This is a genomic window from Sorangium sp. So ce381 (assembly GCF_051473845.1).
Lineage (GTDB): Bacteria > Myxococcota_A > Polyangia > Polyangiales > Polyangiaceae > Sorangium > Sorangium atrum.
The window spans coordinates 889,716-915,328 of record NZ_CP150336.1 but is presented as its reverse complement, the minus strand read 5'-3'; the positions used below and the strand labels follow the sequence as shown (position 1 = coordinate 915,328).

General features: G+C 74.3%; 15 protein-coding genes. 9 read left to right on the top strand and 6 right to left on the bottom strand.

The features are described from left to right. The first annotated feature begins 17 nt into the window (after nucleotides 1-17). From WMF29_RS03360 to WMF29_RS03340, 5 genes are all read left to right on the top strand, one after another. A complete protein-coding gene (locus tag WMF29_RS03360; protein WP_272097721.1) occupies nucleotides 18-788 on the top strand; it encodes a rhomboid family intramembrane serine protease in 771 nt (256 codons plus the stop codon). A gap of 175 nt (nucleotides 789-963) precedes the next feature. After that, nucleotides 964-1,524, top strand: coding sequence for a hypothetical protein (locus tag WMF29_RS03355; RefSeq protein WP_437327451.1), 561 nt, complete (start codon nucleotides 964-966; stop codon nucleotides 1,522-1,524). Then, on the top strand, nucleotides 1,514-2,473 hold the full coding sequence (locus WMF29_RS03350; protein ID WP_437327450.1) for an MlaE family ABC transporter permease: 960 nt from the start codon (nucleotides 1,514-1,516) through the stop codon (nucleotides 2,471-2,473). Before WMF29_RS03355 ends, WMF29_RS03350 begins: the two co-directional genes overlap by 11 nt. A 26-nt stretch (nucleotides 2,474-2,499) precedes the next feature. After that, nucleotides 2,500-2,967, top strand: a complete 468-nt coding sequence (locus tag WMF29_RS03345) for a hypothetical protein (RefSeq protein WP_437327449.1) — start codon at nucleotides 2,500-2,502, stop codon at nucleotides 2,965-2,967. 95 nt (nucleotides 2,968-3,062) lie between these two features. Then, on the top strand, nucleotides 3,063-4,721 hold the full coding sequence (locus tag WMF29_RS03340) for a phytoene desaturase family protein (protein ID WP_437327448.1): 1,659 nt from the start codon (nucleotides 3,063-3,065) through the stop codon (nucleotides 4,719-4,721). 37 nt (nucleotides 4,722-4,758) lie between these two features. Here the strand turns inward: WMF29_RS03340 and WMF29_RS03335 are convergent, their stop codons facing one another. From WMF29_RS03335 to WMF29_RS03315, 5 genes are all read right to left on the bottom strand, one after another. Next, on the bottom strand, nucleotides 4,759-5,175 hold the full coding sequence (locus WMF29_RS03335) for a YkgJ family cysteine cluster protein (RefSeq protein ID WP_272097716.1): 417 nt from the start codon (nucleotides 5,173-5,175) through the stop codon (nucleotides 4,759-4,761). A gap of 252 nt (nucleotides 5,176-5,427) precedes the next feature. After that, entirely contained in the window at nucleotides 5,428-11,433 is a 6,006-nt protein-coding gene (locus WMF29_RS03330) for a hypothetical protein (protein WP_437327447.1), read from the bottom strand. Then, nucleotides 11,430-16,202 carry a hypothetical protein gene (locus WMF29_RS03325; protein ID WP_437327446.1) on the bottom strand — a complete coding sequence of 1,591 codons (4,773 nt, stop codon included), beginning with the start codon at nucleotides 16,200-16,202 and terminating at the stop codon, nucleotides 11,430-11,432. Before WMF29_RS03325 ends, WMF29_RS03330 begins: the two co-directional genes overlap by 4 nt. Nucleotides 16,203-16,556: 354 nt before the next feature. Next, nucleotides 16,557-16,853 (bottom strand): polyhydroxyalkanoic acid system family protein, encoded by a 297-nt coding sequence (locus tag WMF29_RS03320; protein WP_437327445.1) that lies wholly within the window; start codon nucleotides 16,851-16,853, stop codon nucleotides 16,557-16,559. Nucleotides 16,854-16,909: 56 nt separating this feature from the next. Continuing rightward, nucleotides 16,910-17,509, bottom strand: coding sequence for a peptidyl-prolyl cis-trans isomerase (locus WMF29_RS03315; RefSeq protein ID WP_437327444.1), 600 nt, complete (start codon nucleotides 17,507-17,509; stop codon nucleotides 16,910-16,912). 392 nt (nucleotides 17,510-17,901) lie between these two features. Between WMF29_RS03315 and WMF29_RS03310 the strand changes: the two genes are divergently transcribed. Both WMF29_RS03310 and WMF29_RS03305 read left to right on the top strand, forming a co-directional pair. Next, nucleotides 17,902-22,248 carry a tetratricopeptide repeat protein gene (locus WMF29_RS03310; protein WP_437327443.1) on the top strand — a complete coding sequence of 1,449 codons (4,347 nt, stop codon included), beginning with the start codon at nucleotides 17,902-17,904 and terminating at the stop codon, nucleotides 22,246-22,248. Nucleotides 22,249-22,285: 37 nt separating this feature from the next. After that, entirely contained in the window at nucleotides 22,286-22,777 is a 492-nt protein-coding gene (locus WMF29_RS03305; protein ID WP_437327442.1) for an N-acetyltransferase family protein, read from the top strand. 128 nt (nucleotides 22,778-22,905) lie between these two features. On the opposite strand, the gene WMF29_RS03300 is transcribed toward WMF29_RS03305, so the two are convergent. Further along, complete coding sequence (locus WMF29_RS03300) at nucleotides 22,906-23,487, bottom strand: GNAT family N-acetyltransferase (RefSeq protein WP_437327441.1); 582 nt, start codon at nucleotides 23,485-23,487, stop codon at nucleotides 22,906-22,908. A gap of 769 nt (nucleotides 23,488-24,256) precedes the next feature. Between WMF29_RS03300 and WMF29_RS03295 the strand changes: the two genes are divergently transcribed. Then, on the top strand, nucleotides 24,257-24,928 hold the full coding sequence (locus tag WMF29_RS03295; protein ID WP_437327440.1) for a glutathione S-transferase family protein: 672 nt from the start codon (nucleotides 24,257-24,259) through the stop codon (nucleotides 24,926-24,928). 25 nt (nucleotides 24,929-24,953) lie between these two features. Continuing rightward, nucleotides 24,954-25,574 (top strand): glutathione S-transferase family protein, encoded by a 621-nt coding sequence (locus WMF29_RS03290; RefSeq protein ID WP_437327439.1) that lies wholly within the window; start codon nucleotides 24,954-24,956, stop codon nucleotides 25,572-25,574. Nucleotides 25,575-25,613 lie beyond the last annotated feature (39 nt).

The window sequence follows — 25,613 nt, the reverse complement described above, 5'->3', positions numbered from 1 at the left end:
TGCTTAAGGTGATCGCGATGCTGCCCCTCCGTGACCAACTGCCCACCCGAAAGACGCCGATCGTCAACTACCTGCTGATCGCGCTCAACATCCTCGGTTTCTTCTGGATGCGGTCGCTGATCACGGGCGGGTTCCCGCCCGACCGGCTGCTCTCGGCGTGGGGCCTCGTCCCCCGCCAGTTCCTCGAAGCGCCGGGCGACGCGTGGTGGACGGTCTTCAGCAGCATGTTCCTGCACGATCCGACGGGGTGGGCCCACCTCGGCGGGAACATGCTGTTCCTCTGGATCTTCGGCGACAACGTCGAGGACGCGCTGGGCAGCGCCCGCTACGCGGCGTTCTATGTGCTGTCCGGGATCGCCGCCGCGGGCGCGCAGATCGTCATCGATCCCGGCTCGACGATCCCGATGGTGGGCGCCTCGGGCGCGATCTCGGGCGTGCTGGCCGCGTACGCGTCGCTCTACCCGCGATCGCCGATCACGGTGCTGAACCCGATCTTCCTCCTGTGGTTCATCTTCGGGCTGTTCCTCGAGCTCCCGGCGTGGCTGGTCATCCTCGCGTACTTCGTGGTGAACCTGCTGAACGGGCTCGGCTCCATCGGCGTGAGCGGCGGCGGCGTGGCGTTCTTCGCGCACCTCGGGGGGTTCGTCGCCGGGCTCTTCCTCGTCCGCGTCTTCATGACGGGGCGCCCCCGGCGCGAGCACGAGCGCTGGCAGCAGTTTCGCCCCCGGCGCCCCGCTGCCCGCCGGGCCGCGCCGTGGGACGCGCCGCGGCGGCGGGATTCCTGGTAACGGTGAGGCTCGGCCAGGAGCGCCCCGAGGCGCGGCCAGGAGCGACCCGAGGTGCGGCGCGCCGTACGCGGCGCGCGGCGAAAAGGCCGGTGAGATCCGAAGGATCTCGCGGGAACGGCCGGGCTGCTCGTGGTTCGCCCAGGATGCAAAAGCGTGATAGCGTCGGCCCGCAGCGATGCGACGACCCCTTCGAAGGCGCCTCACCGCCGCGGGTTCTGCGGGCGAGGCGGCGGACCCCCGAGCCTGGCTCCTCGCCGTCGCGATAGCGCTCGCCGGCTGTGGAGGGCCGTCGTTCAACGGAACGGTCTACCGCGGCACCGACGTGGCGTTCCGTGTGCCCCAGGCGCCGGCGAGCTGGAAGCGGCTCGGGGTGTCGGACGCCGCGGTGGCGTACCGCGACGACGCGAACGGGGCGACGATCGCCCTCAACGGGCGCTGCCGGAACGAGGAGGACGTCCCGCTCGTCTCGCTGACCAACCACCTCTTCCTGCACTTCACCGAGCGCGAGGTGCTGAAGCAGGAGGTCGTGCCGTTCGACGGCCGCGAGGCGATGCACACCGTCATGTCGGCGAAGCTCGACGGGGTGCCGAAGGTCTTCGACATCTGGGTGCTCAAGAAGAACGGCTGCGTCTACGACATGCTCCTCATCGCCGATCCCGCCCGCTACGCCGCCAGCGAGCCGGCGTTCACACGGATGGTCCGCGGCTTCTCGACCCTGTCGACCGATGACGACTGATCGCAAACGGCTCCTGGCGGCGCCGCCGCCCGCCTCGAACAGCCCGCCGGCCGCCTCCTCCGGCGTGGGCTCGACCAGCGTGCCTCCGCAGAGCCAGCAGCCGAAGCCGACCAGCGTGCCCCCGCAGAGCCTGCCGCCGAACAGCCTGCCCGGTCCGCAGCTCCCCCCGCTCCTCGCCCGGCTCAACGAGACCGCTGTCGCGTTCGTCGAGCACCTCGGGCAGTTCGGGCGGATGACCTGGGGGGCGCTCAAGTCGATGTTCGAGCGGCCGCTCGAGATCCGCTCGACCCTCTATCAGATGGAGGCGCTCGGCGTCCGCTCGGCCGCCATCGCGTCGGTGACGGCGCTGTTCGTCGGGATGGTCATGGCGGTGCAGTTCGCCATCGGCCTGCAGAAGTTCGGCGGCATGGAGTACACGGGCCGCATCATCGGCCTGTCCTTCTCGCGCGAGCTGGCGCCGACGCTGACCGCGGTGATCGTCGGCGGCCGCATCGGCGCCGGCATCGCGGCGGAGGTCGGGTCGATGGCCGTCACCGAGCAGATCGACGCGATCCGCGCCCTCGGCGCCAACCCGGTGAAGAAGCTCGTCCTGCCGCGGCTGCTCGCGAGCGTCGTGGTGATGCCCGTGCTCGGCGCGTTCGCGCTCGTGCTGGGCTTCGGCGGGGCGATGCTGGTCTGCGCGACCGAGTTCGGCATCCCCGCCGGCTTCTTCCTGAGGACGGCGCTCGGCTCCGTCACGTTCATGGATTACTTCAGCGGGATGTACAAGACGCCCTTCTTCGGGGCGATCATCGCGCTCGTCGGGTGCCACTTCGGGCTGATCACGCGGGGCGGAACGGAGGGCGTCGGCCACGCGACCACGCGCACGGTGGTGGTGACGTCGATCGCCATCCTGATCGCCGACTTCTTCCTGACCAAGATGTCCATCCTGCTCTTCCCGACCCGGTGAGCAGGGGCGGTCCGGGAGGCGCCCAGATGCCGCCGCCGACGCCGCAGCGAACGCTGGCCGGGCTCCTGCCGGTGCTGCTGGCCGGGGTGCTGTTCGGCGTGCCGTTCGGGGTGACCGCGTGCCAGGGGGACGCCGGGAGGGAGGGCGGGGTCGCGGAGGCGAGCGACGGCGGCGCCGCGCTGCCGGAGGGCGCGCCGGCGCCGCGGCGGCCGACGCGGCACTACCACCTCCGCCGGACGGACGACGGCTGCGAGCTCTTCTGGATCGACGGGGACCTCGTCTCCGCGTCCCAGGCGGTCGTGTGCCCGCCCGACCTCGAGGTGGGCGAGCGCCTCCGCCTGACCGGCAAGACATGCCTCCGCGAGTCGGCGCAGACCCCCGCGCGCGCCGTGCCCGTCGTCTGCCCGCTGCCGCTCACGAACATGGAGAAGGCAGACAGGGCACCGCCCGACGCCGGAGCGCCGCCCGACGGCGGCAAGCGAGACGGCGGGTAACGGCGGGTAAGCGACCGGCGAGAGGCGGGGCCTCGAGGGCACGAGCGCGCACCCGGCCACGCCCCTGGAGCATCGCAGTCCGGGGGGGTAGCGTCATGCGGCACGCGGATACCGTCGTGATCGGATCGGGCGCCGGCGGCCTCACTGCGGCGCTCGCGCTGGCGCGCGCGGGGCAGAAGGTGCTCGTCGTCGAGCAGCACTACCTCCCCGGCGGGTGGACCCACAGCTTCTCGTTGAACGGGTATCTGTTCAGCCCGGGCGTCCACTATATCGGCGGGCTCGGCCCGGGGGGCGCCGTGCGGCGGCTCTACGAGGGGCTCGGGCTCTCGGGAGATCTCGAGTTCTGCGAGCTCAACCCCGACGGGCTCGATCACCTGATCATCGGCGACGAGCGGCTCGACGTGCCCAAGGGCCTCGATCGGCTCATCGCCCGGCTCACGGCGCGGTTCCCGCACGAGGCCACAGGGATAGCGCGGTACTTCCGTGTGCTGCGCGGGGTCAACGACGATCTCGGGCGCCTCGAGGAGACGCTCGAGTTCCCGAGGGTGCTGCTCGCGCCGTTCAAGGTACCGAGCCTCGTGCGCTGGGGCCTCCGCACGCAGGAGGATCTGCTGGACGCGACGATCCGCGATCCCCTGCTGCGCGCGTTCCTGTCGGCGCAGGGGGGCGATCACGGCCTCTCGCCGTCGCGCGTGGCGCTGCCGGTCCACGCGGGGATCGTCTGCCATTACATGGACGGCGGGTACTACCCGCGCGGCGGCGCGAAGCGCATCCCGCTCGCGATGATCAGGGCCCTTCGCCGGCTCGGCGGGCAGGTGCGGACGCGCGCGCGGGTGAAGAGGATCCTCGTCGAGCGAGGGAGAGCGGCCGGCGTCGAGCTGGAGGGAGGAGAGGTCCTGCGCGCGGCGAGCGTCGTCTCGAACGCGGACCCGGCGATCACCTATGGAGAGCTGCTGCCGCCCGAGCTGACGGCCCGCGAGCGCCGCAAGGTCCAGCGGATGGAGTACTCGGTGAGCCTGCTCAGCGTGTTCTGCGCGGTGGACATGGACCTCCGGTCGATGGGTTACGACTCGGGCAACTACTGGTGGTACCGCGGGCAAGACGTGGGGCGCCTCTACGAGCGCATGGAGCACCAGCTGCCGCGCGGGGCGGTGGACGGGCTGTTCCTGACCATCACGACGCTGAAGGACCCGGGCCACCCGACCCGGGGCAACCACCACACGATCGAGATGTTCACGTTCGTGCCCCACGGCCCCTTCACGCGCTGGGAGAAGACCCGCACGGGCGAGCGAGGGGCGGAGTACGAGGCGTTCAAGGAGTCGATCGGAGATCAGATGATCGCGGCGGCGGAGAACGTCATCCCGGGCATCTCGCGCGCGCTCGCGTTCCGCTCGGTGGCGACGCCGCTGACCAACGACTTCTACTGCGCCTCGCACCGCGGCGCCGCCTACGGCACCGCCAAGACGAGGTGGCAGCTCGGCCCGCTGTCGTTCTCGATCGGGACGAGGATCCCGGGGCTGTACCAGTGCGGCGCCAGCACGCTGAGCCACGGGGTGGCAGGCGCCGCGATGTCGGGCCTCATCGCCGCGCAGCGGATCACGGGCGCGTCGCGCACGGAGGATCTGCTCGGGCCGGCCGACGGCTCGCTGCGCGTCTACCCCGCCGATCGGCCGGAGGAGTGGCTTCACGAGCGGAAGAAGGCGAGCGCGGCGGCGCAGGCGGACACGGGCGACGAGCTGCCCGAGTGGACGTGAGGGGACGCGAGCCGCGCGCGAGCCGCGTTATCGACGGCTAACCGGCCGGCGTCCTGGACCGGAACGTGATCTGCACGAGCGGCATCACGTCGGGATCGTCCTGCGTCTCCCGCTCGAACTGGAGCACGTCGTAGTAGCCGCACCGCGGCCTGCCCGGGTAATCGCGGCAGACCTCGGGCCGGGCCTCGTAGATGGTGCAGCCGCGGGTCGTGAGATCGAGGAAGCGGCAGACGCGGCCGAGCACCGGATCCGACTGCCGCCGGAGGATGCGCTCTTCGTTGTAGCGCTTCGTGAAGCGCGCCTCGGCGGCCTCGAGCGTGAGGCCGAAATGGCGGGCGAGCCGCCGCAGATCGCGCGGCGTGACCTCGACCCGCTCGTAGATGGAGCAGCAGTACGCCGGGCACTTCGAGCAATCGTAAGAGACGCGGGGCTTGGCCTTGAGGGTCGTCGTCATGGATCGTGGGGGGACGTGCAGCCGATGTCGGGGCGGAGAGGCCGAGCGCTCGCTGGCGGGCAGCGGAGCATACGCGGCCGCGCAAGCCTCCGCGACGGCGAAGTGCTCGCCACGACGCGCGCTCAACATAGCGCCACGGTGCAATCCTGCGATGGGAACGCGTCAGGAACGCGATGCGCGATGACGGTGTGACGATGACGCGATGAGGCGCGGGCGGCGGGCAAAGGCGAGCGCGCGAGCGCCCGCCCGCCTTCACTCGTTGAACCCGAGCTGCTCCCGGGCCTCGGTCAGGCCGTCGCTCACGGCGAAGACGATGAGGTCGCGCGCCTCCGCGTTGCGCCCGATCCAGGTGACGCGGTCCTTGCCCGCGGCGGGCGGCGCGTTCGTGTTGCCGCCGGACCAGGCGATGCCCGTGAGGACGACGTTGATGTCGCCCACGGCGAGGAACGCGGCCCGGTTCCCCCAGCCGTTGATCGCGGTGTTCAACGTCGAGGCGCGGTTGCCGATCGAGCCGATGACGTCGGCGGCGAGCACGCTGATCTTCGGATCCACGCCGCCCGCCATCACCCGCTCGATGCGGCCGTGGTACTCGCGCAGGCGCCCGGCGTCCGCGCCCTGCGGCGACCACGTCGGGACGAACGCCTTCAGGTAAGCCGCGAGCAGCGGCCAGAGGTCGATCGGCGCCGTCCGCGAGAAGGCCGAGGCGTTGGTCTGGAGGATCTTGACGGCGCGGTGGATGAGGGCCAGCCGGACGTCCTCGCGCGGCGAGGTGACGAGGGCCTGGCCGAGGACGATCTTGGGCGGGCTCGTGGACGCCGGCACGCAGACGGCGCCGAGCGCGCCCGTCATGAAGACCTGCAGGTTGGGGAGGCCGTACGCCGCGCCGACGCCGCGCGCGAGATCGGTGATCTCGGCGTGCTGGGGCGGCAGCGGCGTCGCGCGGATCGAGTCGAGATCGAACGGCACCGCGGCGTCGAGCAGCGGGCCCGTCTTGAGCAGGAGCTCCCGGAACGCCGGGGTCATGAGCTCCGGCGCGAGGTGGGCGTCGAGGCGGGCCGCGCCGGCGGCGTTGCCCGCGCCGCCCATCGCGGCGTCGCGGCCGTCGAGCGCGTCGACCGTCGCGCGCGCGATCCTCGCGGCGCCGGCGCGGCCACGGAGCTCCGCGACCGTCGCGACCGTCGAGAAGAGGTAGGGCTCGAAGCGGCCGGTGTTGAGCGCGCGGCGCGCGTCGGCGAGCGCGCGATCGAGCAGGGTCGCCGCCGCGGAGGCCTGCTCGGTGCGCTGGTAGTAGCGGGCCAGCGCGCCGAGCGCGAAGTCGTCCTTCGGCCACGTCTTGCGGGCCGTGAGCAGCGTGGCCTCGGCCTTCTTCGCGTCCCCCATCGCCTCGTAGATCTCGGCGAGCTCCGCGGTGCGGCGGCACTTCTGCTCGGGCGCCTCCGCGGCGTTGATGAGGAGGTTCTGCTGCTCGAGCGCGCGGGCGCCGTCGCCGGCGCGCTTGTAGAGCGAGACGAGGCGCTCGCGCGCGCTCACGTCGCCCGGCGAGCGCTTCAGGATCTCCTGGTAGGCGAGCTCGGCGCGCTCCGCGTTCGGGAGGTGCTCGTCGTAGAGCTCGCCGAGGCGGAGGTAGATCGCGACCTGCTTCGCGGGCTCGGGCACGAGGCGCGCGAGGCGGATCCAGGCCTGCTCGGCGCCGGCCCAGTCGCCCTCGCCGGCGCAGACGTCGGCGAACGCGGACAGGGCCTCGACGTGATCGGGGTTCGCGTCGAGCGCGGCGGCGAGCGCGCGCTTCGCGGCCGCCGCGTCGCCGACGTCGGCGAGCGCCCGGCCGCGCAGGACCTCCATCTCGACCCGCTCCGCGGGATCGGTCACCGCCTCGAGGCGGCGCTCGAGGAGCGCGGCGAGCTCGGCGCGCGCCCCCTCGGCGATGTAGATGGCCCTGAGCCGCGAGAAGACGTCGGCGTACGACGGATCGACCGTGGCGACCGCCTCGAGGACGTCGCGCGCCCGCGCGACGTTCTGGACCTTGTCCTGCCAGAGGACGGCCGCGGCGTAGAGCGAGTGCGCGCGCCCCTCGGGGCCGACGCTCGCGCCCGCGGCGGACTCGAGCGCCGCGGCGGCGGCCGCCGGGTCGCCGCCGCGATCGAGCGCGTCGGCGAGGTCGAGGTGCGCGACGAGGTAGTGCGGGACGAGCGTGATCGCGTGCCGGAAGAAGGCGACGGCGTCCTCGATCGAGCCGGCCAGCAGGGCGTCCCTGGCGGCGCGCACCGAGAGGGCCGCGGCCTCGGACGGCCGATCGGTGCGCTCGATGAGCTGGCGATCCGCCTCGATCGCGAGGGCGTGATCCGCCTTCGCGCGGGCCTGGGCGGCCATCTGGCGCAGCGCCCAGATGCCGCGGGGCTCGTTCCTGTACGCGATCTGGACCGGCTCGAGCGCCTCCTCCCACGGGAGCACGCGCAGGCGCAGCCGCGCCGACAGGAGCGCGTGGGCGATCGCCTCCGGGCCGTCGAGGACACGCGCGATCTCGAGGGCGATCGGCTCGAGCTCCTCGTCGCGGCCCTCGCCGATGAGGTAGGAGGCGACGCGGCGGAGCGTCGGCAGGTGGTGCGGCGTCTCCTCCAGGATGGAGCGGCGCCACAGCAGGGCGCTGCCGGCGTCCTTGCGCCCTTGCTCGTCGAGCTCCGCGAGGCGCTCGTAGATGTCGAGGCGCTCCGCCGCGTCCGCCGCCTCGCGGGCGCGCGGGATCAGGGCGTCGACGAGCTCTCCCGTGCCGTGGCCCGCGACGGCCGCGCGGTAGAGGGCGATCGGCGCGAGCGCCGTATCCCCGGCGGCGATCGCCTGGCGGGCGCACGCGGCGGCCTGCGCGAGATCGCCGGCGCGCTCGTGGTCGAGGGCGGCCTCGAGCGCGAGGCGAGCGGCCTCGATGCCCGCGGCGGCGCGGTCGCCGCCGTCGCCGCCCTCACCCTCGCTCTGGAGCGCGCGCAGGAGCTCGGCGGCGCGCTCGGCGCGCCAGGAGGCGCGGTCGGCGGGCGGCTCCGGCGCGAGCCGCTCGAAGAGCTCGCGCAGGCCGATGTCCTGCGGGCGCGAGCGGTGCGCCGTCTCGAGGAGCGACGCGGCGGCCGCGGGGTCGGCCTCGGCGACGAGGAGCGCCTCGCGGACGAGATCGTGGGCCCGCTCGAGGGGATCGGCGGCGCCCTCGCGGCGGGTCCTGAGCCACTCGAGGAGGCCGTCGCGGTCCACCCGGGCGCGCGCGCTCCGCTCGCCGAGGTGGAGCGCGACGGGGAGCTTCGGATCGATCTGCGCGGCGCGCGAGAGCAGGCGCTCGCCCTCCTCGTTGTCGCCGCCGTCGAGCAGGCGGATCGCCGCCTCGGTGACGAGCACCGCGGCCCGCGGCCCCTCGTCGAGCGTGAGCGCGTGCTCCGCGAGGATGCGGGCCGCGCCGACGCCGCTCTCCTGGGCGGCGCGGGCGCGCGCGGCGCCCTCGTGCTGCGGGTCCGCGGCGCGGGCGCGATCGAGATCGCCCATCGCCGCGCGCTGATCGCCCGCGATCTCCGCGAGGACGGCGGCGGCGAGCGCGCCGTCGCGCTCGGACGCGACCTCGCGCAGCGACGCCACGGCCCTGGCGACGCGGGCGCCGCGATCGCCGTCGAGATCGAGCTCGAGCGCGAGGGCCCGGAAGAGCGGGCTCTCCGGCGCGGTGTCGCCGTAGGTGACGACCGCGCGGGAGAAGGCGTCGCTCGCGTCGACGCCGCCCTCGGCGGGGACGGCCTCGCGCGAGAGCGCGCGGCCGAGGGCCGCGGCGGCGCGGGCCCTCGGGCCGCCGAGGGGGCGCACGCCCCTCGACGCGGGCGCGCCGTCCGCGGAGGCCACCGCGCCGTCGCCGCCGGCGTCGCTCAGGGCGGCGCTCGCCGCGGCGCAGAGCGGCGCGAAGTCGGGATCGTCGGCGAGGGCGTCCAGCCACGGATCGATCTCGCCCGCGGCGCCGCCGGCGAGCGCCGAGAGGACGATGCGATCGGCCGGCGAGAAGGCGCCGCCGGCGTCGCCGTCGTCGAGCGTCGCGTCGCGCACGGCGGCGGCGTCGCCGAGCTCGATCGCCTGCGCCGCGAGGGCGCGGCGCGCCTGGCCGCCGTGCGAGCCGGAGGCGACGCTGCGGAGCGCGCCGAGCGACGCCGGGCGGGTCTCCTTGCGCGCGGCGCTCAGCGCGGCGGTGAGCCACGCGACGGCCGGCGCGAGCGAGGTGCCGCGCAGGGGATCGAGGCTCGCGAGGCCCTCGGCGAGGTCGCCGGCGCGGAGCAGGGCGCGGGCGCGGAGCAGCGCCTCGTACGGCGTGGCGGAGGCGGCGCGGCCGCGCGCGGGCCGCGCCGCGCCGCGGTGCGCTGCGACCTGAGCGCTCGCCGCGGCGAGCGGCGCGAGCTCGGGCGCCTCGGGGAGGCGGAACTTCGCGATCACGGCGGAGGCCGCCGCGTCCGAGTCCGGCGCGGCGAGCGCCTCGCAGAAGCGCTGGACGTGCGCGCGCGGATCGGCGGGGTGCGTCCGCGCCGCGAGCTCGAAGCGTTTGTGGGCGCCCTCGGGATCCGCGAGCGGGATGCGGCAGAGCTCCGCGCCGAGCACGAGGTTGTGGCAGCGCGCGGCCGGCGTGCCGAGGACGCGGGTCTCGCTCTCCAGCGCCTCGAGCGCGGCGGGCAGATCCCCCTCGCGCATCAGGAGGCCGCGGAGCTGGCGGTGCGCGAAGATCAGGCTCGGGGCGAGATCGCGCGCCTCGGCGGCGATGGCGCGGGCGGCGGCGTCCTCCCCGGCCATCACGTAGAGCTCGGCGACGGGGAGCAGCGCGCGCGCCCGGGCCGAGGGGTCCTCGATGAGCTCGGCCTCGGAGCGGAGCCACGCGGCGCGCGCCGCCCACACGTCGCGCTGCTGCGACTGGACGAGGATCGCGCTCGCGTCCTGCTCGCCGTCGAACACCGAGGCGGGCGGCGGGATCGAGGGCAGCGGGGGGAGGCTCTCCGGCGCGAGGGAAGGAGGCGACGACGGGCCCGCAGGAGGCGCCGACGGTACGCGGGCCGACGACGGCCGCGGCGGCGGCGACGACGGCGCGCGCGGCGACGACAACGACGACGACGACGGCACGAACGACGGCCGGACGTGGGACGCCGAGAACGGGCGCGCCGGCGACGACGCCGCGCGCGGCGACGAGGACGACGGTCGCGGCGGCGACGACGACGGCGCGCGCGGCGACGACGACGACGGCCGCGGCGGCGCGAACGCGACGCCGCTGTCGGGGCGCCGGGTCGCGACGCGCGTCTGCGCGAGATCGTCCTCGAGCTCTTCATCGGTCGGCTCGGGCGGCCCGCTCAGCAGGCTGGACTCGTCCACGAGCTCGCCGGGATCGCTGTCGGCGGCGGCCTGATCCCAGCGGCTGGTGGAGGCGGACGACTGGCCGGCGTACGGCCGGGTCGTGGGCCCGGGCTCGTCGAGGGCGTTCGTCTCCTCGTCGTCGATGCCGTGCGTCTCCTCGTCGTCGAAGGCGGGCGCCTCCGCGAATCGGGCGCTGCTGGCGCCGCTGGGCGGCGCGAACTCGAACGGGGAGTCGCCGCCGTCGGGGATGGGCGTCGCGCGGTCGCCCGGCTCGGCGGTGTCCTCCTCGAACACGGGCTCCCGGCGCACGGACGGCGGCGGCAGCGGGGGCGGCGGGGTGGCGGGCTGCGGGCGCGGCGCCGTGAACCTCGCGGACGGGGCCGGCGGCGGGATCCTGGGCGTCCGATCGCCGGGCGTGGGCTCGGCGCCGAGCGACGCCTTCACGTCGCCCGGCTTGCCCGAGCGGGGCGGGGCCGCGGGGCGGGGCAGCGACGGGGGGCGCGGCGGCGGGATGGGCGCCGGGGGCCGGCGCGTCCCGTGCAACGCCGGCGCCGAGGTCACGACCCCGTCGTCGGCGTCCTCGGCGCGCTGGTCCTCGAACAGCATGTCGAGCAGCGCGTCGCTCTCTCCGGCGCTCTGCGCGGGCCTCGCGGGCGCGGGCACGGGCTCGCGGGAGAACAGCTGCTTCAGGCCGCCTACGCCGGCGCGCTCGCCCTCCTCGGCGCCGCGGATCGACTGGATGAGCTCTTCGGGGATCTTCGCGAGGAGCGTGGCCTCCTCGACGTCGCCCTCCTCCGAGACCGCCGCGCCGTACATCGCCGGCGGGGGGACCGTGATCTTCTCCTGCGACGGCGCGCCCTCGTCGCCGCCGCCGCCAGAGGAGCTCTTGGATTGCGGATTCTTGCTCACCGGACCCCCATGCCGAGCTTCTTCCGGAGCTCGAGGTAGCTCTGCGAGAGGACGAACGCGACCAGCTGGCGCGCCCGCTCGCTCTCGGCGACGACACCGCCGAGCTGCTCGCGCGGGGTATTGAGGATGTCCGAGAGGACCAGCGAGACGTCGCCGGCGGCGATGACGGCCATGCGGTCGATGCTCCTGCGCGCGGCCTGCGCCCAGCGGAGCGGGTCCTGCTGGCTCGAGACGATGCGCTGGCAGACGTCGGCGATGGCCTTGCGGGTCGCGCGCGACATCTCCTTGTGGATGGCGCGCGAGACCTCGCCGAAGACGGCGTAGGGCGGCTGCGGGACCGTGAAGCCCGCCTCGATGCACGCGGCCGCGACGAGCGAGGCGACGGTGCTGTCGTCCCGCGTCCTGAGCGACGAGATGCCGCGGCGCAGCGCGAACGCCTCGCGCGCGATCGCCGAGCGCGAGGCGGCGTCGAGCGGCGTCGTGATCTCGGGGCCGAGCACGAGCGCCGGCAGCTGGCCATAGACGCCGGTCGCGCCGTGAGGGCTCGGGCCGCCGACGTAGAGCTCGAAGTCCGTCTCGAAGCTGAGCGCCCCCATCCACTCGGCGACCGCCACGCGCAGCGGGTGGCCGCCGCGCGAGTCGATGCGGTCCTTCTTGCCGACGCCGAGCGACACGAGCGAGGGGCCGAGCGCCATGCAGATGGTCTCGGCCATCTTCGCGAACAGCTCGCCGACGGGCCCGGTGTCGAGCGGATCGGCGATGTCGGCCATGGCCTTGGCGTCGAGGGCGATCTGCGGCCGCGCCGGGACGCGGGCGTCGATCTTCCTGAGCTCCGCGGAGATGCCGTCGTCGATGCGGACGAGCGAGACGAGCGCGCCGAGCGTGGCCTGCCGGAGCGCCGCGTCCTGCCCCGCGCCGGCGATCTTCGCGAGGAGCGCGACCCGGTCCGCGTCGATCGGCTCGACCGCGAGCGCCTGGATCAGCGTCGCCTTGGCGCGGCCGAGCACGCGGGTGCGGAACGCGGGCTCGTAGTCCGTCGTGAGGACGAGATCGATCGCCTCGCCGTCGTCCGGCGCCTCTTCGAGGAGCTTCGCCACGGCCCGCTCGGCGCGGCGCGGCGCGCGGAGCTGATCCCTGTAGATGGCCATCGCGAGGCGCGCCGCCTCGATCCGCCCCGCGGAGGTGTCGCGCTCGACCATGAGCTCCTCGAGCAGGCGCGTCGCCTCGTCCCAGGAGCCGACCCGGGCGGCGACGCGGACGAGGCGCTCGCGGACGACGAGCGTCGACAGCCCGGCCCGGTGCAGGCCGACCAGCACCTCGAGCGCCCTGTCGTGCTCGCCGAGCTTCTCGTAGGCGTCGACCGCGGTGATCCCCGACATGAGGCGCTGCTCCCCCGGCGCCTTCGCGACGCGCGAGAGCTCGGCGTAGAAGGCGGCCGCCTGGCCGAGGTCGCCCTGCGCCTTCGAGATGTCGGCCGAGAGCGCCAGCGCGCCGATGTGGTCCGGCTCGAGCAGCGTCACGTTCTCGAGCGCGGCGAGCGCGTCGTCGAGCTTGCCCTTCTTGCGGAGCACGCGCGCGCGCTCCCAGAACAGCTTGCAGAGCTCGAGGTCGTTGTCCGCCACGCCGAGCCGCCTCTCGATGATGTCGAGCAGCCGATCGTCCTCGTTGCGCGCGCGGACCCGGCGGAAGAGCCGGTCGAAGGCGACGCCGCGCCGCGGGTCGCGCGAGAACGCGCGATCGAAGGCGATCTCCGCGTCGTCGTGCGCCTCGGTGTGCTGGAGGAGCAGGAGCCCGGCGCTCTCCCAGAACCCCGCGCCGCGCGCGTCGTCCTTGCAGAGCGCCCCGAGCTGCGCCGAGGCGAGCGCCGTCGACACGGGGTCGCGCAGCGCCTCGGACGTCGCGCGGACGCCCTCCCAGGCGGCGACGTCGTCGGGCCGCCGCTCGACGACCGTGCGGAACGCGGCGAGCGCGCGCTCGTGCTCCCCGGCCGCGAAGTCCGACCAGCCCGCGAGGCCGAGCGCGGTGAGCTGCGCGTCCTCGCCGAGCGCGTCCCCGAGCCCGTGCAGCGCCGCGGCGCGGCGCCGCGGATCGCAGCCGGGGAGCGCGAGCTCGAGGTTGGCGAGCTGCGCGGGGGCGTGCTCGCCCGTCAGGAACGGCCGCGGCAGGTTCGGCTGGTCGAGCGCGCCGACGATCGCGGCCGAGGCCTCCATCGCGGCGCGGGCCTCGCCGTCCATGTGCCGCGCGAGCGCGCTCCGCGCGGCCACCTCGGCCTCGCGGTCCTCGGCGCCGAGCGCGGCGCCGAGCCACTCGAGCTCGGCGTGCGGGCTCGGGTCGGCCGCGGCCCACGCCGCAGCGCGCGCCGCGGTGCTCGCGCGATCCTGGTCCAGGGTGCGCGCGAGGCGGAAGCGCTCGGCGTGCGCGATCGTCGCGGCGCCGTCGCCCCGCTCCTCGATGTAGTCGAGCGCGCGCTCGACGGCGCTCCGCTGCTCGAGGGCCGGCTGCCAGAGGAGCCGCCCGAGCGCGGCGGCCAGGGCGAGGTCGTCGCTCGCCTGCGACTCCAGCGCCTCGAGCGTCGCGAGCGCCTCCTCGGCGTCGCCGCCCTCGGCCGCGCCGACCTCGAGGCCGAACCGCGACAGCGCGAGCGCCGCCGGGTCCTCGCCCGCCTCGCCCGCGACCTCGAGGGCGCGGCGCCGGCTCTCCAGATCGCTCGCCTCGTGGCCGCGGAGGGCCCAGGTGAGCACCGTCGCGCCGGCCCGCGGCGCCTTGCCGCGCGCCGCCTCGAGCTCCTCGACGGCGCGCCCGCGCTCGCCGGCGCGCCAGAGCAGGATCGCCGCCTCGATGTGCAGCGCCGCCGAGAGATCGGCGTCGTCGATCGCCGCGGCGCAGGCCGAGAGCGTCGCGGCCGCGGCGGCGTGGCTCCCGGCGCGCCGGTGGAGCTCGGCCAGGAACACCGCGATGACCTCGTCGTCCGCGGATCGCTCGAAGAGCGCGCGGAGCCGGCTCCGGGCGCGATCCAGATCGCCGCCGCGCGCGCTGCGCAGGGCGGCGACGAGCCACAGCCCGCGCGCGGTCTCCTCGCCCTCGACCTCGGCGAGCGCCTCGATGACCGTCGGCGAGCGCCGCGGGCCGGGGGCGCCGGGCTCGTCGCCGCGCTCGCGCCGGCTGCGGACGAGATCGACCGCGAAGGCGCCGAGCGCCCGCCCGAGCCACGCGTTCGGGGTGGCGCCGTCGTCCGCGCCGGCGTTGGCGAGCTCGGCGAAGGCGCCCTCGGCGCCGTCCGCGTCCCCGCGGAGGAGGCGGCTCCGGCCGATCTCGAACCACAGGCTCGCCTTCTCGGCCGGGTCGACGCCGGTCGAGAGCAGCCGCTTCGTCGACTCCTCGTACCAGGCCGCGTCGCCGCGGAGCGCCGCGAACGACCGGCCGAAGCGCGCGAGCACGCCCGGGTGGACGCCGGCCATGCCCGCCTGCGACAGGGCCGCCTTCGCCGCGCCGACGTCGTCCGTCCGCACCGCCCAGACGTAGGCCGCGAGGAGCAGCGCGCGCCCCCTCGCCTCTTCGCTGGTGTACGAGGCCGCCGTCGCCTCGAGCGAGGCCGCGAACGCGGACGGGTCCTGACCGTCTCCGAGCAGATCGATCTCCAGCGCGCGCGCCGGGATGCACTGCGGGTCGGCCGTGAGCGCGCTCCGGAGCGCCGCGAGCGCGGCCTCGCGATCGCTCGCGAGCGCCGCCGCCTCGGCGACGCGGAGCCACAGGGCCGCGGCGCCGGGCCCGCTCGCGCCGCGCGCGATCTCCTGCTTGGCCAGGCTGGCGGCGGCCTCGGCCTCGCCGGCCGACTCGAGCGCGGCGATGCGCGCCCGGCCGAGCAGCGTCGACTGCGGCAGCCGCTCCGCGGCCCGCTCGAGGAGCGACGCGAAGCCGCCCGTCCCGGCCCGCTGCGTCAGCTCGGCGGCGCGGAGCCACGCGTCGGCCGCGTGCTCCGGCTTGCGCATGTGCCGCGGGACGCCGTTGGCGTCGCCGCTCGCCTCGTCGTCGAGCGCGTCGGCGATGAGCTCCGCCTGCCCCTCGAGGGCGCGCGCGAGCGCGCCGAGGTCCTCCTCGCGCCGGGCGATGACCTCGAGCGCGAGCTGCGACCTGAAGCGCGCCCGCCCCTCCAGCGCGGCGGCCGCGTCGAGCAGCTCGTAGGCGCGCTCCACGTTCTCGGTCGCCGCCGCGAGGTCGGCGAGCTCGATGAAGAGCAGCCCCTTCCACGTCGCGTCCGTCGCGAGCTCCGCGCGGGCCTCGAGGGCGCGCATCCGGCCCGCGAGGTCCCCCTCCTTGGCCGCGATGAGCTCGAGCTCGAGCCACGGGGTCGCGTCCTCCGGGTTGCTGAGCGCCGCCTCTTCGAGCGCCTCCTTGGCCGCCGCGAGGTTCTGCTCGTGGTCCTGGAGGTACGCCGCGCGCTCCCAGAACGAGCGCGCCCGCTCCTCGGGCGTGGCCGCGGCGCGCGTGAGCGCGTCGAGCAGCTTGCCGAGGTTCTTGATGGACTTGCGCCGCGTGAGGATGCGGACCAGCGCCTCGAGCGGCTCGCGGAACTGCGGATCCGCGTTGAACGCGGCGAGGTAGTCGCGCGCCGCCGTGGGCTCCTCGCCGAGCGCCTCCTCGAGCGCGCCGAGCTCGTGCAGCAAGAGCGCCTGGAGCTGCCGCTCCGGTTGCTCGCCCTGCTCCGCGCGGAGCCGCGCGATCAGGGCCGTCATGCTCTCGGCCTGCCCCTCGGGTGCCTGAACCGTCATCTCGCTCGCGACGCCTCCGAACGGGGTCTCATCTGTGCGCACCGCATGACGATGGCGGAGAGTAGCGAACCGAACCTGACGGAGTAAAGCGCGCCGGGCAGGGAGCGGGCTCGATCAGCGCCGGGCACCCGGTCGAGCAGTCGGTCGAGCGCCGGACCGCGCGCCAGACCGCGCGCCATCCGTGGGTCGAGCGGCGGACACGAATGTGCGCGCGCCCCGCGCCCGGGGAGGAGATCCGCGGAGCGCGCTGGTCGACCGCGTGCGCCGCCGGAACCACCCGAAAGCGAAGAACGGTGGGCGCGCTCGCGGGCGCCGCGGCGCGCGGGATGAGGGAGGAGGTCGCCCGCTCGCGAGCTAGGCCCTGCCCAGCACGGCGTCGAGCTTGTCGTTGACCTTCGACTCGACCATGCCCTTCATCGCCTTCAGCAGGAACGGGAGGTCGATCTCGACATGGACCGCGGACGCCTCGACGCGCACGAGGCCCTTCGTCCCCTTCGCGGCGCCGCCCGGCGCGTCGAACCGGATGACGTCGCCATCCCATCGCCACTGGATGCCGAGCTTGTCTTCCATGCCCCGCGCAAGCTCTTCCGCGCGCTTCCTGGCCTCGTCCTTGGTGAGCGCGTGCTGCCGGCGGATGTCGATCGTCGCCATGCGGTATCTCCACTCGTTCGCGTCCGCGGCGACGCGCCGCGCGCGGTACGCTCTACTTACTCGATCCGACGCGCGATCCAAAAGCCGCGCGGCGTGTCGACAGGGCCGCTCACGCCCCCCTTGGGGAGGCTGAACAGCTCGTACTCCGGCGCGGGCTCCAGCACGCCGCGCGGGATGTAGCCGAGGTCGTCGGTCGACCCCTTGTCGCCCTTCTCGATGGCGGCCTTGAAGTCCGTCTTGGCCACCTCCGCGAGCTCCCGGGCGAGCGCCAGCGCGGCGTCCTTGGAGCGCGCGGTCGGCGCCGCGCCCTGCGCGCCGCGGTACTGGATCAGCACGACGCCGAAGCGCACCTTCTTCGGCGCCTCGGCCGGCAGCGAGGGCGGCGCCTCGCCCGAGAGGAGCGTGACGCCCGCGTCGGATCGCCCCGCCGGCTCGGGGCCTCTCTCCTGGACGATGTCCTCAGCGCCGGCGTCGCTCCCCGCGTCGCCGTCGCCCGCCGCGGTCGTCGCAGGCGCGGCGGCGGCGTCGGCGGCGTCGGCGCCTGCGTCGGCGGGCGCGCTGGCCGCGCCGCGCCCCTTCGAGCCGCCGTTCGTGATGACGAACGCCAGCGCGCCCGCGAAGAAGAGCGTGTAGATGACCGCCGTCGAGCGCTGCATGGGCGGCAGCGCGTTAGCACAGGTGGAGGACGCTTGGCGAGGCCGCGATGGCGACGCGCCGCCGGTCGGACGGCGTCGCCGCTCCCTCGCCGCCCCGCGTCCCTCCATCCCCCTCCGTCCCCGGCCGCCCCTCGTCCGCGTGCTGTCCGCTTGCCGTCCGCTTGCCGTCCGCTTGCCGTCCGCTTGCCGTCCGCTTCCTGCTTCCGGACCAAGCACGCGATATGCCCGAGGAAGTCGCCGATTTGAGGGCAGCCGGAAGAAGAGGCGATCCAAGGACCACAACCCCTGCTAGTAAGGAGAGCGGATGTCGGGGCATCCCGGCCTTTCGCGGGCCGAACGAGCGTGGGGGCGCCTGCGAAGGCACTCGCGGCGCCGGCATCGGGTCGGGAAGCATGATCAAGGTCGAGTGCGACGGGTGCAAATCGCCGTACCAAGTCGACGAGAAGCGTGTCCCCCCTGCGGGGCTCAGGATGCGCTGTCCGAAGTGCGGTACGAGCCTGCTGGTGACCAAGGGGGGCGCGAGCGCAGCGCCTGCGCCGACGCCTGTGCCCACCCCCCCGCCGCGGGCCGGGGCGGGAGGTCTTCAGCTCTCGGAGCGGAGCGCCCCGGCGGGGCCCGAGGACGCCGATCTGCCCGTGGCGGCTCCGGAGGATGTCGCATTCCCCGCCGTCGTGCCTCCACGGCGCCCGGGGCCAGCGCCGGCGCCGGTACCGACGCCGCCGCGCCGCGCGGCGCCCGCGCCTCCCGCGCCGCCTCCTGAGCCCCCGGGGCCGGAGGTCTTCGGCGAGATCGGCCTGCCGGACGTCCCCGATCGCCCTGCGCCGTCCGATCGGCGAAACGCCAAGACCGTGCCGCAGCGGCGCGGCTTTGGCGAGATCGACCTCATGGTCGAGCTCCCGAGCCCGATGGACGCCGAGGTGCAGGGGCTCAACCCGGACGATCTGCCTGTCGTCTACGGCAATGCGCCAGGGGCGTCGGCGCTCCCGGCGCGATCGCGCGCGGAGTCCCGCACCGCCCCGGCGACGCCGACCGCGTTTTCCGGGGCCGACCTGCCGGCGCGGGTCGACCCGCATCCTCCGAGCAGCCGGCGCACCCTCGGGTTCGGTGAGCGAGAGTCGACGCCGGGCGCCCCCTCGGGGCCCGGCGCGCGCGACGCGGGGCTCGGCGCGCGAAACGCCGGGGCCGCCACGCAGCCGCTCGGGCGCGGGCGCACCCGCGGTGCGGGAGACGCGCCCCCGCGCGTGGCCCCGGAGTACGATTTCGGGGACCTGGACGACGACGTGCCCCCGGCTCCTCCGGCGCGCTCCACCGGCGGATCCATGTCGTTCGGCTTCGGCGAGCTCGAGCTGCCTCTCGAGGGCGACGGCGACTCCGAGCTGCCCTCGGCGTCCTCGGGCGACCTGCCCATCGTCGCCGGCGATCTGCCGAGCTCGGCCCCGGCCGTCATCGGCATGCCCGCTCCGTTCTCGAACACGGGCCTGCCCACGCCGGCTTCCGCGCCGCTTCCCTCGCCGGCTCGCGCCGGGCTCCCGGCCGCGGCCCAGGCGGGCTTCCCCGCCCCGGCCCCCGCGGGCTTCCCCACGAAGGCCACCGGCCCCGCCCTCCCCACGAAGACCACCGGCTCCGCCCTCCCCACGAAGACCACCGGCCCCGCCGTCCCCACGAAGGCCGCCGGCTCCGCCCTCCCCACGAAGGCCACCGGTGCCGGCTCGCCTGCCGGACCGGGGACCATCGTCGGCGCCGAGCTCTTCGACGAGGCCCCGCCGGACTACGACGACTCGCGCGTGGGCGCCGCATTCCAGGCGCCCGGGCCGCGCCCCCTCCCGCCGCAGGCAGCGCCCGAGCCACCCAGCAGCGGCGCCATGCCGCCCGTCGACTTCGGCGCCGTGCCGCCCGCCGACTTCCTCGCCGCGCCGCCGCCCTCCGACGTCCGCGCCGCGGCCACCACCGGCTTCGGCGCCGCGCCGCCCTCCGACGTCCGCGCCGCGGCCACCACCGGCTTCGGCGCCGCGCCCACCGCAGGCTTCGGCGCCGCCGATTTCGGCGACGAGATCGCGCTCGGCGAGAGCGTCACGCAGCTCGCCTCCGGCGCCGCGCCCGCCCCTTACGATCCGTCCGACCGCTCCGGGAACTTCACGCAATCGCCCGCGGACGCCGACGATCGGGGCATCGAGCTCAGCGAGCCGCACCCCAGCGTCGGGGACGAGGTCGACCTGACCGGCGCGGGCACGGAGATCGGCGACCTGAGCGCCGGTCCCGAGGCGCAGGTCGCGAAGCCCGCGGCGACCACGGAAGCGCCGCCGCAAAAGTCGAAGATCAAGCGCTACGTCGTGGCGGCGCTCGCGGTCGCCGCCGTCAGCGGCGGCGCGCTCGCGCTCGTTCCGGACGTCGGCGCCTTCGGCGTGAACCTCATCAGCGACCGGCTCAACGCCTTCGCGCACGAGGGGGCGCTCGCCGAGCTCCGCCAGCGGACCCAGGCGGCCTTCGGCAAGGACACCGCGTCGGCCGCCAACGGAGCGCTGAACGACGCCAACGCCACGCGCGGCAATGCGCCGCGCCACCGGCCGACCATGGCCTACGCCGCGTACATCGCCTTCGCGCGGAGCATCCGCTTCGGGCATCGGACCGTCGACGACGCCTTCGGCAAGGAGATGCTCACGCTCGCGAGCTCCCATCCGAGCGACCTGCTCTCCCTGGCCGTCGCGGCGCAGGCCGCGGCCAGCGGCGAGCTCCCGCGCGCGCGGCAGGCCGCGCAGGCGCTCGCCACGCAGCTCAAGGACGACATCGACCTCGCCGTCCTCGCCGCCGAGATCGAGCTCGCCGCGAAGGACGCCCCCAAGGCGATCGCGGCGTGGCAGCACGCGAGCGGCATCCAGAAGAGCGCGCGCACGCTCTACGGCCTGGCCCGGGCGCAGATCCTCGCCGGGGACGCCGCGGGGGCCGAGGCGAGCGCCCGAGGCGCGCTCGAGGCCTCACCCGACCACGTCGGGGCGCGCACCCTGATCGCGTCGCTGCTCTGGCAGGCCCCGGGCCGCGAGCAGGAGGCGCTCGATCTGCTCGGCAAGGTCACCGGCGACGGCCCGATCCGGGCCGCCGCGAGCGACCCAGAGATCGTCGACGCGTACACGCTGCTCGGCACCATCCACCTCGCGAAGTCGCGCATGAGCGCGGCGGAGCAGGCGTTCGCCGCCGCGGTGAAGCTCGATCCGCAGGCGGTGCGCGCCCTGATCGGCAACGGCGAGGTCCTCTACCGGTCGGGCCGCTACTCCGAGGCGCAGGCGCGCTTCGAGGCCGCGGCCCGCGCCGACGACAAGAACCTCGCCGCGCAGCTCGGCAAGGCGAAGACCTGGCTGGCGCAGGAGCGCATGAAGGAGGCGAAGGACCTCCTGAAGGAGCTGCAGAAGACCCACGCGGCGGCCCCGCAGGTCGCTTACTGGCTCGGGCGCACCGAGCTCGCGCTCGGCAACAAGAAGGACGCGGAGCAGGCGTACCTCGACGCCGTGAAGTCGACCGAGAACCTCCCGGAGGTCGTCGACGCTTACGTGGCGCTGGCGTCGCTCCTGTCCAGCATGGGCCGCAACGAGGCGGCGGCGGAGAAGCTGTCGGAGGCGACGGCGAAGTTCCCGGACCTGCCCGCGCTGCACAAGGCCAAGGCGGAGGTCGCGCTCCAGACAGGGCGCTACGACGAAGCCCGGCAGGAGCTCGAGCTCGCGCTCGCGAAGGAGGACGACCTCGGCAGCCAGTTCAAGCTGGGCGTGGCGTACCGTCGCCTGCGCCGGTTCGAGGACGCCGCGAAGGTCTTCGACAAGGTCACGGCGGCCGACAAGGACTACCCGGGCCTCGCGCTCGAGCGCGGGCTCCTGTTCGAGGAGACCGGCCAGAGCGAGCGCGCGCTGGAGATGTACGCCGACGCGCTCCGCAAGGCGCCGAACGACATCGACCTGAAGCTGCGCGTCGGCTCGACCCAGGTCATGGCGGGGCACGCGAGCCAGGCGGAGCCGATCCTGCGCGACGTGCTCAAGGATCGCGCGAACTCCGCCGAGGCGAACCACTTCCTCGGCCGCGCGCTCCTCGTGCGCGGCACGAACATGGCCGAGGCGCTGCGCTTCCTGGAGCGCGCCGCGGAGCTCGATCCGAACCGCGCCGAGTACCACCTGTACGTCGGCTGGGGCGCCAACGAGACGGCCCAGACCGCGCGCGCGGAGATGGCGCTGAAGCGCGCGCTGGAGCTCGACGCGGAGCTCGGCGACGCGTACTGGCAGCGCGGCGTGCTGCTGCAGAAGCAGGGGGCGAGCCGGGACGCGCTCGCGGATCTGAAGATCGCGCTGGAGAAGCGGCCGTCCCGCTACGAGGCCTACGCCACGATGGCGCTCTGCTACCAGGATCAGGGCAACTGGGCGGCCGCGGAGGAGGCGTGGCGCAAGGCGATCGCGGCCAACGACAAGGTCCCCGAGTGGCACTACCGCCTCGGCAAGATCTACGCGTCGCGCGGCAACCGGGCCGGGACCGCGAGCGAGATGGAGCAGGCGGTCACCCTGGGCGAGGCGCCGGACCGCTCGACCCCGCCGTGGCTGTTCGACGCGCACTTCCTCCTCGCCGAGGCGCTCCGCGCTGCGAACAACCGCGAGAAGGCCATCCACCACTACGAGCGCTTCCTGGAGACGGCGCCGACCGACAACGCCTACCGGCGCGACGCGGAGCAGGCGCTGGAGAGCCTGGGGGCCGGGAAGGGTCGCTGAGGCGGAGCGAGCGGCCGCGGCTCGGCTATCCTGGCGGATGATCCCCTCCGTCAACGCCCGCCTCGCGGTGCGCGCCGACATGCCCGAGGTGGCGCGCTTCGCCGCGCAGCTCGTCCGCCTGCACCACGCCCTCGATCCGCACCGCTTCATGTGCCTGGAGCCGATCGAGCCGGGCTACGAGCGATGGCTCACGAGCGAGCTCGCCGACCCCGACGCCGCGATCGTCGTCGCCGAGCGAACCGGCGCCGAGCCGGCGCTGGTCGGCTACGCCTACGGCCGCCGGGAGCCGCGCGACTGGAACAGCCTCCTCGACACCTGCGGCGCCGTCCACGACATCTATGTCGCTGAGTCCGCGCGCCAGCTGGGCGCGGGCGCGATCCTCCTGGAGGCCGTCATCACGCGTCTCCGGGCCCTGGGCGCGCCGCGCATCGTGCTCCACACCGCAACGCAGAACGCCGCCGCGCAGCGCCTGTTCGAGCGTTTCGGCTTTCGCCGCACGATGATCGAGATGACGCTCGAGCTCGAGTGATCGCGGCGTCCGCCCCGCTATCGGCGCATCGGCACCCCGTTATCGGCGCATCGGCCGCTCCTCGATCCGAACCTCCGAATCCGATGGCGCTCCCGGGGCGCTGGCCGAGGGGGACGGACTCATGAGCTTCAGCCTCCCCGGCTCGACCCCGCGAGCTCCGCGGCCGTCTGCGCCCACACCATCGTGTCGCGCGGCTCGCCCGTGGGCGTCAGGGCGTTCGCCTCGAGCGTCGTCACATGCCGGTACCCGAGCCGCCGGGGCACGGCGGCGCTCGCGGTGTTCCGCGGATCGCAGCGGATCTCGACGCGGTTCACGCCGAGCTCCTCGAGCGCGACCCGGGTCAAGCCTGCCACCGCCTCGGTCGCGTAACCGCAGCGCGTCGCCGTCGCCCGGAGCCAGTAGCCGATCTCGATCGCGCCCGGGCCGATCCGCGGGTGGAGCCCCGTACCCCCGAGCACGTCGCGCTCGTCGCGCGTGAAGATGCCATAATGAAAGTCGCGTCCCGCCGTGAAGTCGTCCCGGAACTTCTCCAGGAGCGCGGCGGTCGCCTCCATGGAGGAGGGCTCGTGCACGGCCCACGGCATCCAGGGCCGCAGGTGCGCAAGGCTGGAGTCGATCGCCCCCCTGATCAAAGGCGCATCCTCGGGTCGCCACGCTCGCACCGTCAGCCGAGCGGTCAGGATGCGGTCCGGCGGGCGTTCACCTGTCATCGCGTCGCTCCATGCCTGTCGCCGTCATGCGCTCGACGGCGACAATACCCTCTTGCCCAGGCCATCGGACCACGCGACGGTCACGCCCCGAACCATGCGAACCATGGTGTGCTCCGGCGTCGAGGAGAGCAGTCGTCACGCCACGCAGCATACAACGACGACAAGCTTCGCACATCCGGCCAATCCCTCGCCACAGCAGCGATCATCGCGGGTCTACACCGGTCCACGCACCTCTTGCCGAGGGCATCGACGCCGCCGCGGAGCGGCTTGACATGTCCGTCATAACAGATTAATGTCCGCCATAGAAGAGTAAGGCGGAAAACATCAGCGCGCCTTCCCGCACACCGGGAGGAGATCCACATCCACGCCCGCGCGTGGACGGCGGATGACCGCTCGAGCAGAGGTGCCATTGGCTGAGGTGGCGCGGACTGCGAACCATGACACGAGGAGGAAGGATGAAGATCTGAGCACGCCTCGTCCCGAGGGGCCCGACGTCTCCGGATACTCGACAAGGAGTCGACCTTCGATCAGCAGCGGCCTTCCCACGCTCCACGCCGGATTCACTGCTGCCTCCGCAGCACATCACCAGCAATCCCTGCTTCCGTCGCAGCAAGCGCGCGGCCGGCGCGAACGATTGCGATCCGTTCCTGCAACAGCGCTCTGGCACGCTCCCTGCTCCCTGCCACGACGACGGCCCGTGAGCTGAGCACACCCCCTGCCTGAGAGCAGGAGAGCTCTTCGCCTGGCGCACGCCATCAAGGAGAACAGGATGACGAAGCTGCGACTCTACAGCGCGAAGGCGTGCCCCTTCGCCCACCGCACCCGGCTCGTTTTACAGGAGAAGGCGATCGACTTCGAGCTGACCGAGGTCGATCTGCAGAACAAGCCGCGGGCGTTCGTCGACGCCTCGCTCTACGGCAAGGTCCCGGCGATCGAGCACGAGGGCCACCGCATCTGGGAGTCGGCGATCATCAACGAGTACCTCGAGGAGGTCTTCCCCGAGCCGCGGCTCCTGCCCAGGGAGCCGGGCAGGCGCGCCCTGGCGAGGATCTGGATCGATTACTCGAACACGCGCCTCGTGCCGGCGTTCACCCAGCTGCTCAGGGCCGAGAACCGGGACCAGGAGGCGGAGGGGCGCAAGGCGCTCGGCGACGTGCTCGCGTTCATCGAGCGGGAGGCGCTGGCGAGATCGTCGGGCCAAGGGCCCTACTGGCTCGGCGCCGAGGTCAGCCTCGTCGATCTCTCCTTCTATCCATGGTTCGAGCGGCTGTCGGCGGTCGGCCGCCTCCGCGACTTCTCCATCCCCGCGGAGCTCACGCGGCTCCGGGCGTGGATCGAGGCCGTGCAGGCGCGCCCCGCGGTGCGCGCCATCCAGAATCCGGTCGAGTTCTACGTGGAGCGCTTCGCGAAGTTCGTGAAGCCGGCGACGACGGCCGCCTGAGCGGCGCCGAGGGACAAGGGACATCATGTTGAAGCTCTGGGGTCACAAGAATTCTTCGAACGTGCAGAAGGTCCTCTGGGCGCTCGACGAGCTCAAGCTCGATTTCGAGCGCATCGACGCCGGCGGGACGTTCGGTCGCGTCAAGGACGCCGACTATCTCACCCTCAACCCGAACGGGCTGGTTCCGACGCTCGAGGACGGCCCGCTGGTGCTCTGGGAGTCGCACGCGATCGTGCGTTATCTGTTCTCGCGCTACGGGTCGGCGCCGCTCCAGCCGAGCGATCTCGCCGACAGGGCGCGCGCCGACGCCTGGACCGACTGGCAGTTCGGGACCCTGTGGCCCCCGATCCGGACGCTCCTGGTGCAGCTGGTGCGCACGCCCGAAGAGCGCCGCGATCAGGCCGCGATCGAGGCAGCGCGCAAGTCGGCGCTCGCCGCGCTGGGGATCCTCGACAGGCAGCTGTCGCGGCACCCGTGGGCCGCGGGAGAGTACTTCACGTTCGCCGATATCCCGCTCGGGGTCGCGGCGCAGCGGTGGTACAACCTGAAGACCGAGCGGCCCGCGCTGCAGCACGTCGACGCGTGGTACGGCCGCATCAAGCGCCGGCCTGGGTTCGAGCGCTGGGTGGATCTGCCCCTGGGATGAGAGCGGGGCGCGCCCCGCGGGCGCGTGCTCGATCGCCCG

Bases quoted from the DNA above. Each gene is read 5' to 3' on its own strand.
- WMF29_RS03360 (WP_272097721.1), top strand. From the start codon at position 18: ATGCTGCCCCTCCGTGACCAACTGCCCACCCGAAAGACGCCGATCGTC.
- WMF29_RS03355 (WP_437327451.1), top strand. From the start codon at position 964: ATGCGACGACCCCTTCGAAGGCGCCTCACCGCCGCGGGTTCTGCGGGC.
- WMF29_RS03350 (WP_437327450.1), top strand. From the start codon at position 1,514: ATGACGACTGATCGCAAACGGCTCCTGGCGGCGCCGCCGCCCGCCTCG.
- WMF29_RS03345 (WP_437327449.1), top strand. From the start codon at position 2,500: ATGCCGCCGCCGACGCCGCAGCGAACGCTGGCCGGGCTCCTGCCGGTG.
- WMF29_RS03340 (WP_437327448.1), top strand. From the start codon at position 3,063: ATGCGGCACGCGGATACCGTCGTGATCGGATCGGGCGCCGGCGGCCTC.
- WMF29_RS03335 (WP_272097716.1), bottom strand. From the start codon at position 5,175: ATGACGACGACCCTCAAGGCCAAGCCCCGCGTCTCTTACGATTGCTCG.
- WMF29_RS03325 (WP_437327446.1), bottom strand. From the start codon at position 16,202: ATGACGGTTCAGGCACCCGAGGGGCAGGCCGAGAGCATGACGGCCCTG.
- WMF29_RS03320 (WP_437327445.1), bottom strand. From the start codon at position 16,853: ATGGCGACGATCGACATCCGCCGGCAGCACGCGCTCACCAAGGACGAG.
- WMF29_RS03315 (WP_437327444.1), bottom strand. From the start codon at position 17,509: ATGCAGCGCTCGACGGCGGTCATCTACACGCTCTTCTTCGCGGGCGCG.
- WMF29_RS03310 (WP_437327443.1), top strand. From the start codon at position 17,902: ATGATCAAGGTCGAGTGCGACGGGTGCAAATCGCCGTACCAAGTCGAC.
- WMF29_RS03305 (WP_437327442.1), top strand. From the start codon at position 22,286: ATGATCCCCTCCGTCAACGCCCGCCTCGCGGTGCGCGCCGACATGCCC.
- WMF29_RS03300 (WP_437327441.1), bottom strand. From the start codon at position 23,487: ATGACAGGTGAACGCCCGCCGGACCGCATCCTGACCGCTCGGCTGACG.
- WMF29_RS03295 (WP_437327440.1), top strand. From the start codon at position 24,257: ATGACGAAGCTGCGACTCTACAGCGCGAAGGCGTGCCCCTTCGCCCAC.
- WMF29_RS03290 (WP_437327439.1), top strand. From the start codon at position 24,954: ATGTTGAAGCTCTGGGGTCACAAGAATTCTTCGAACGTGCAGAAGGTC.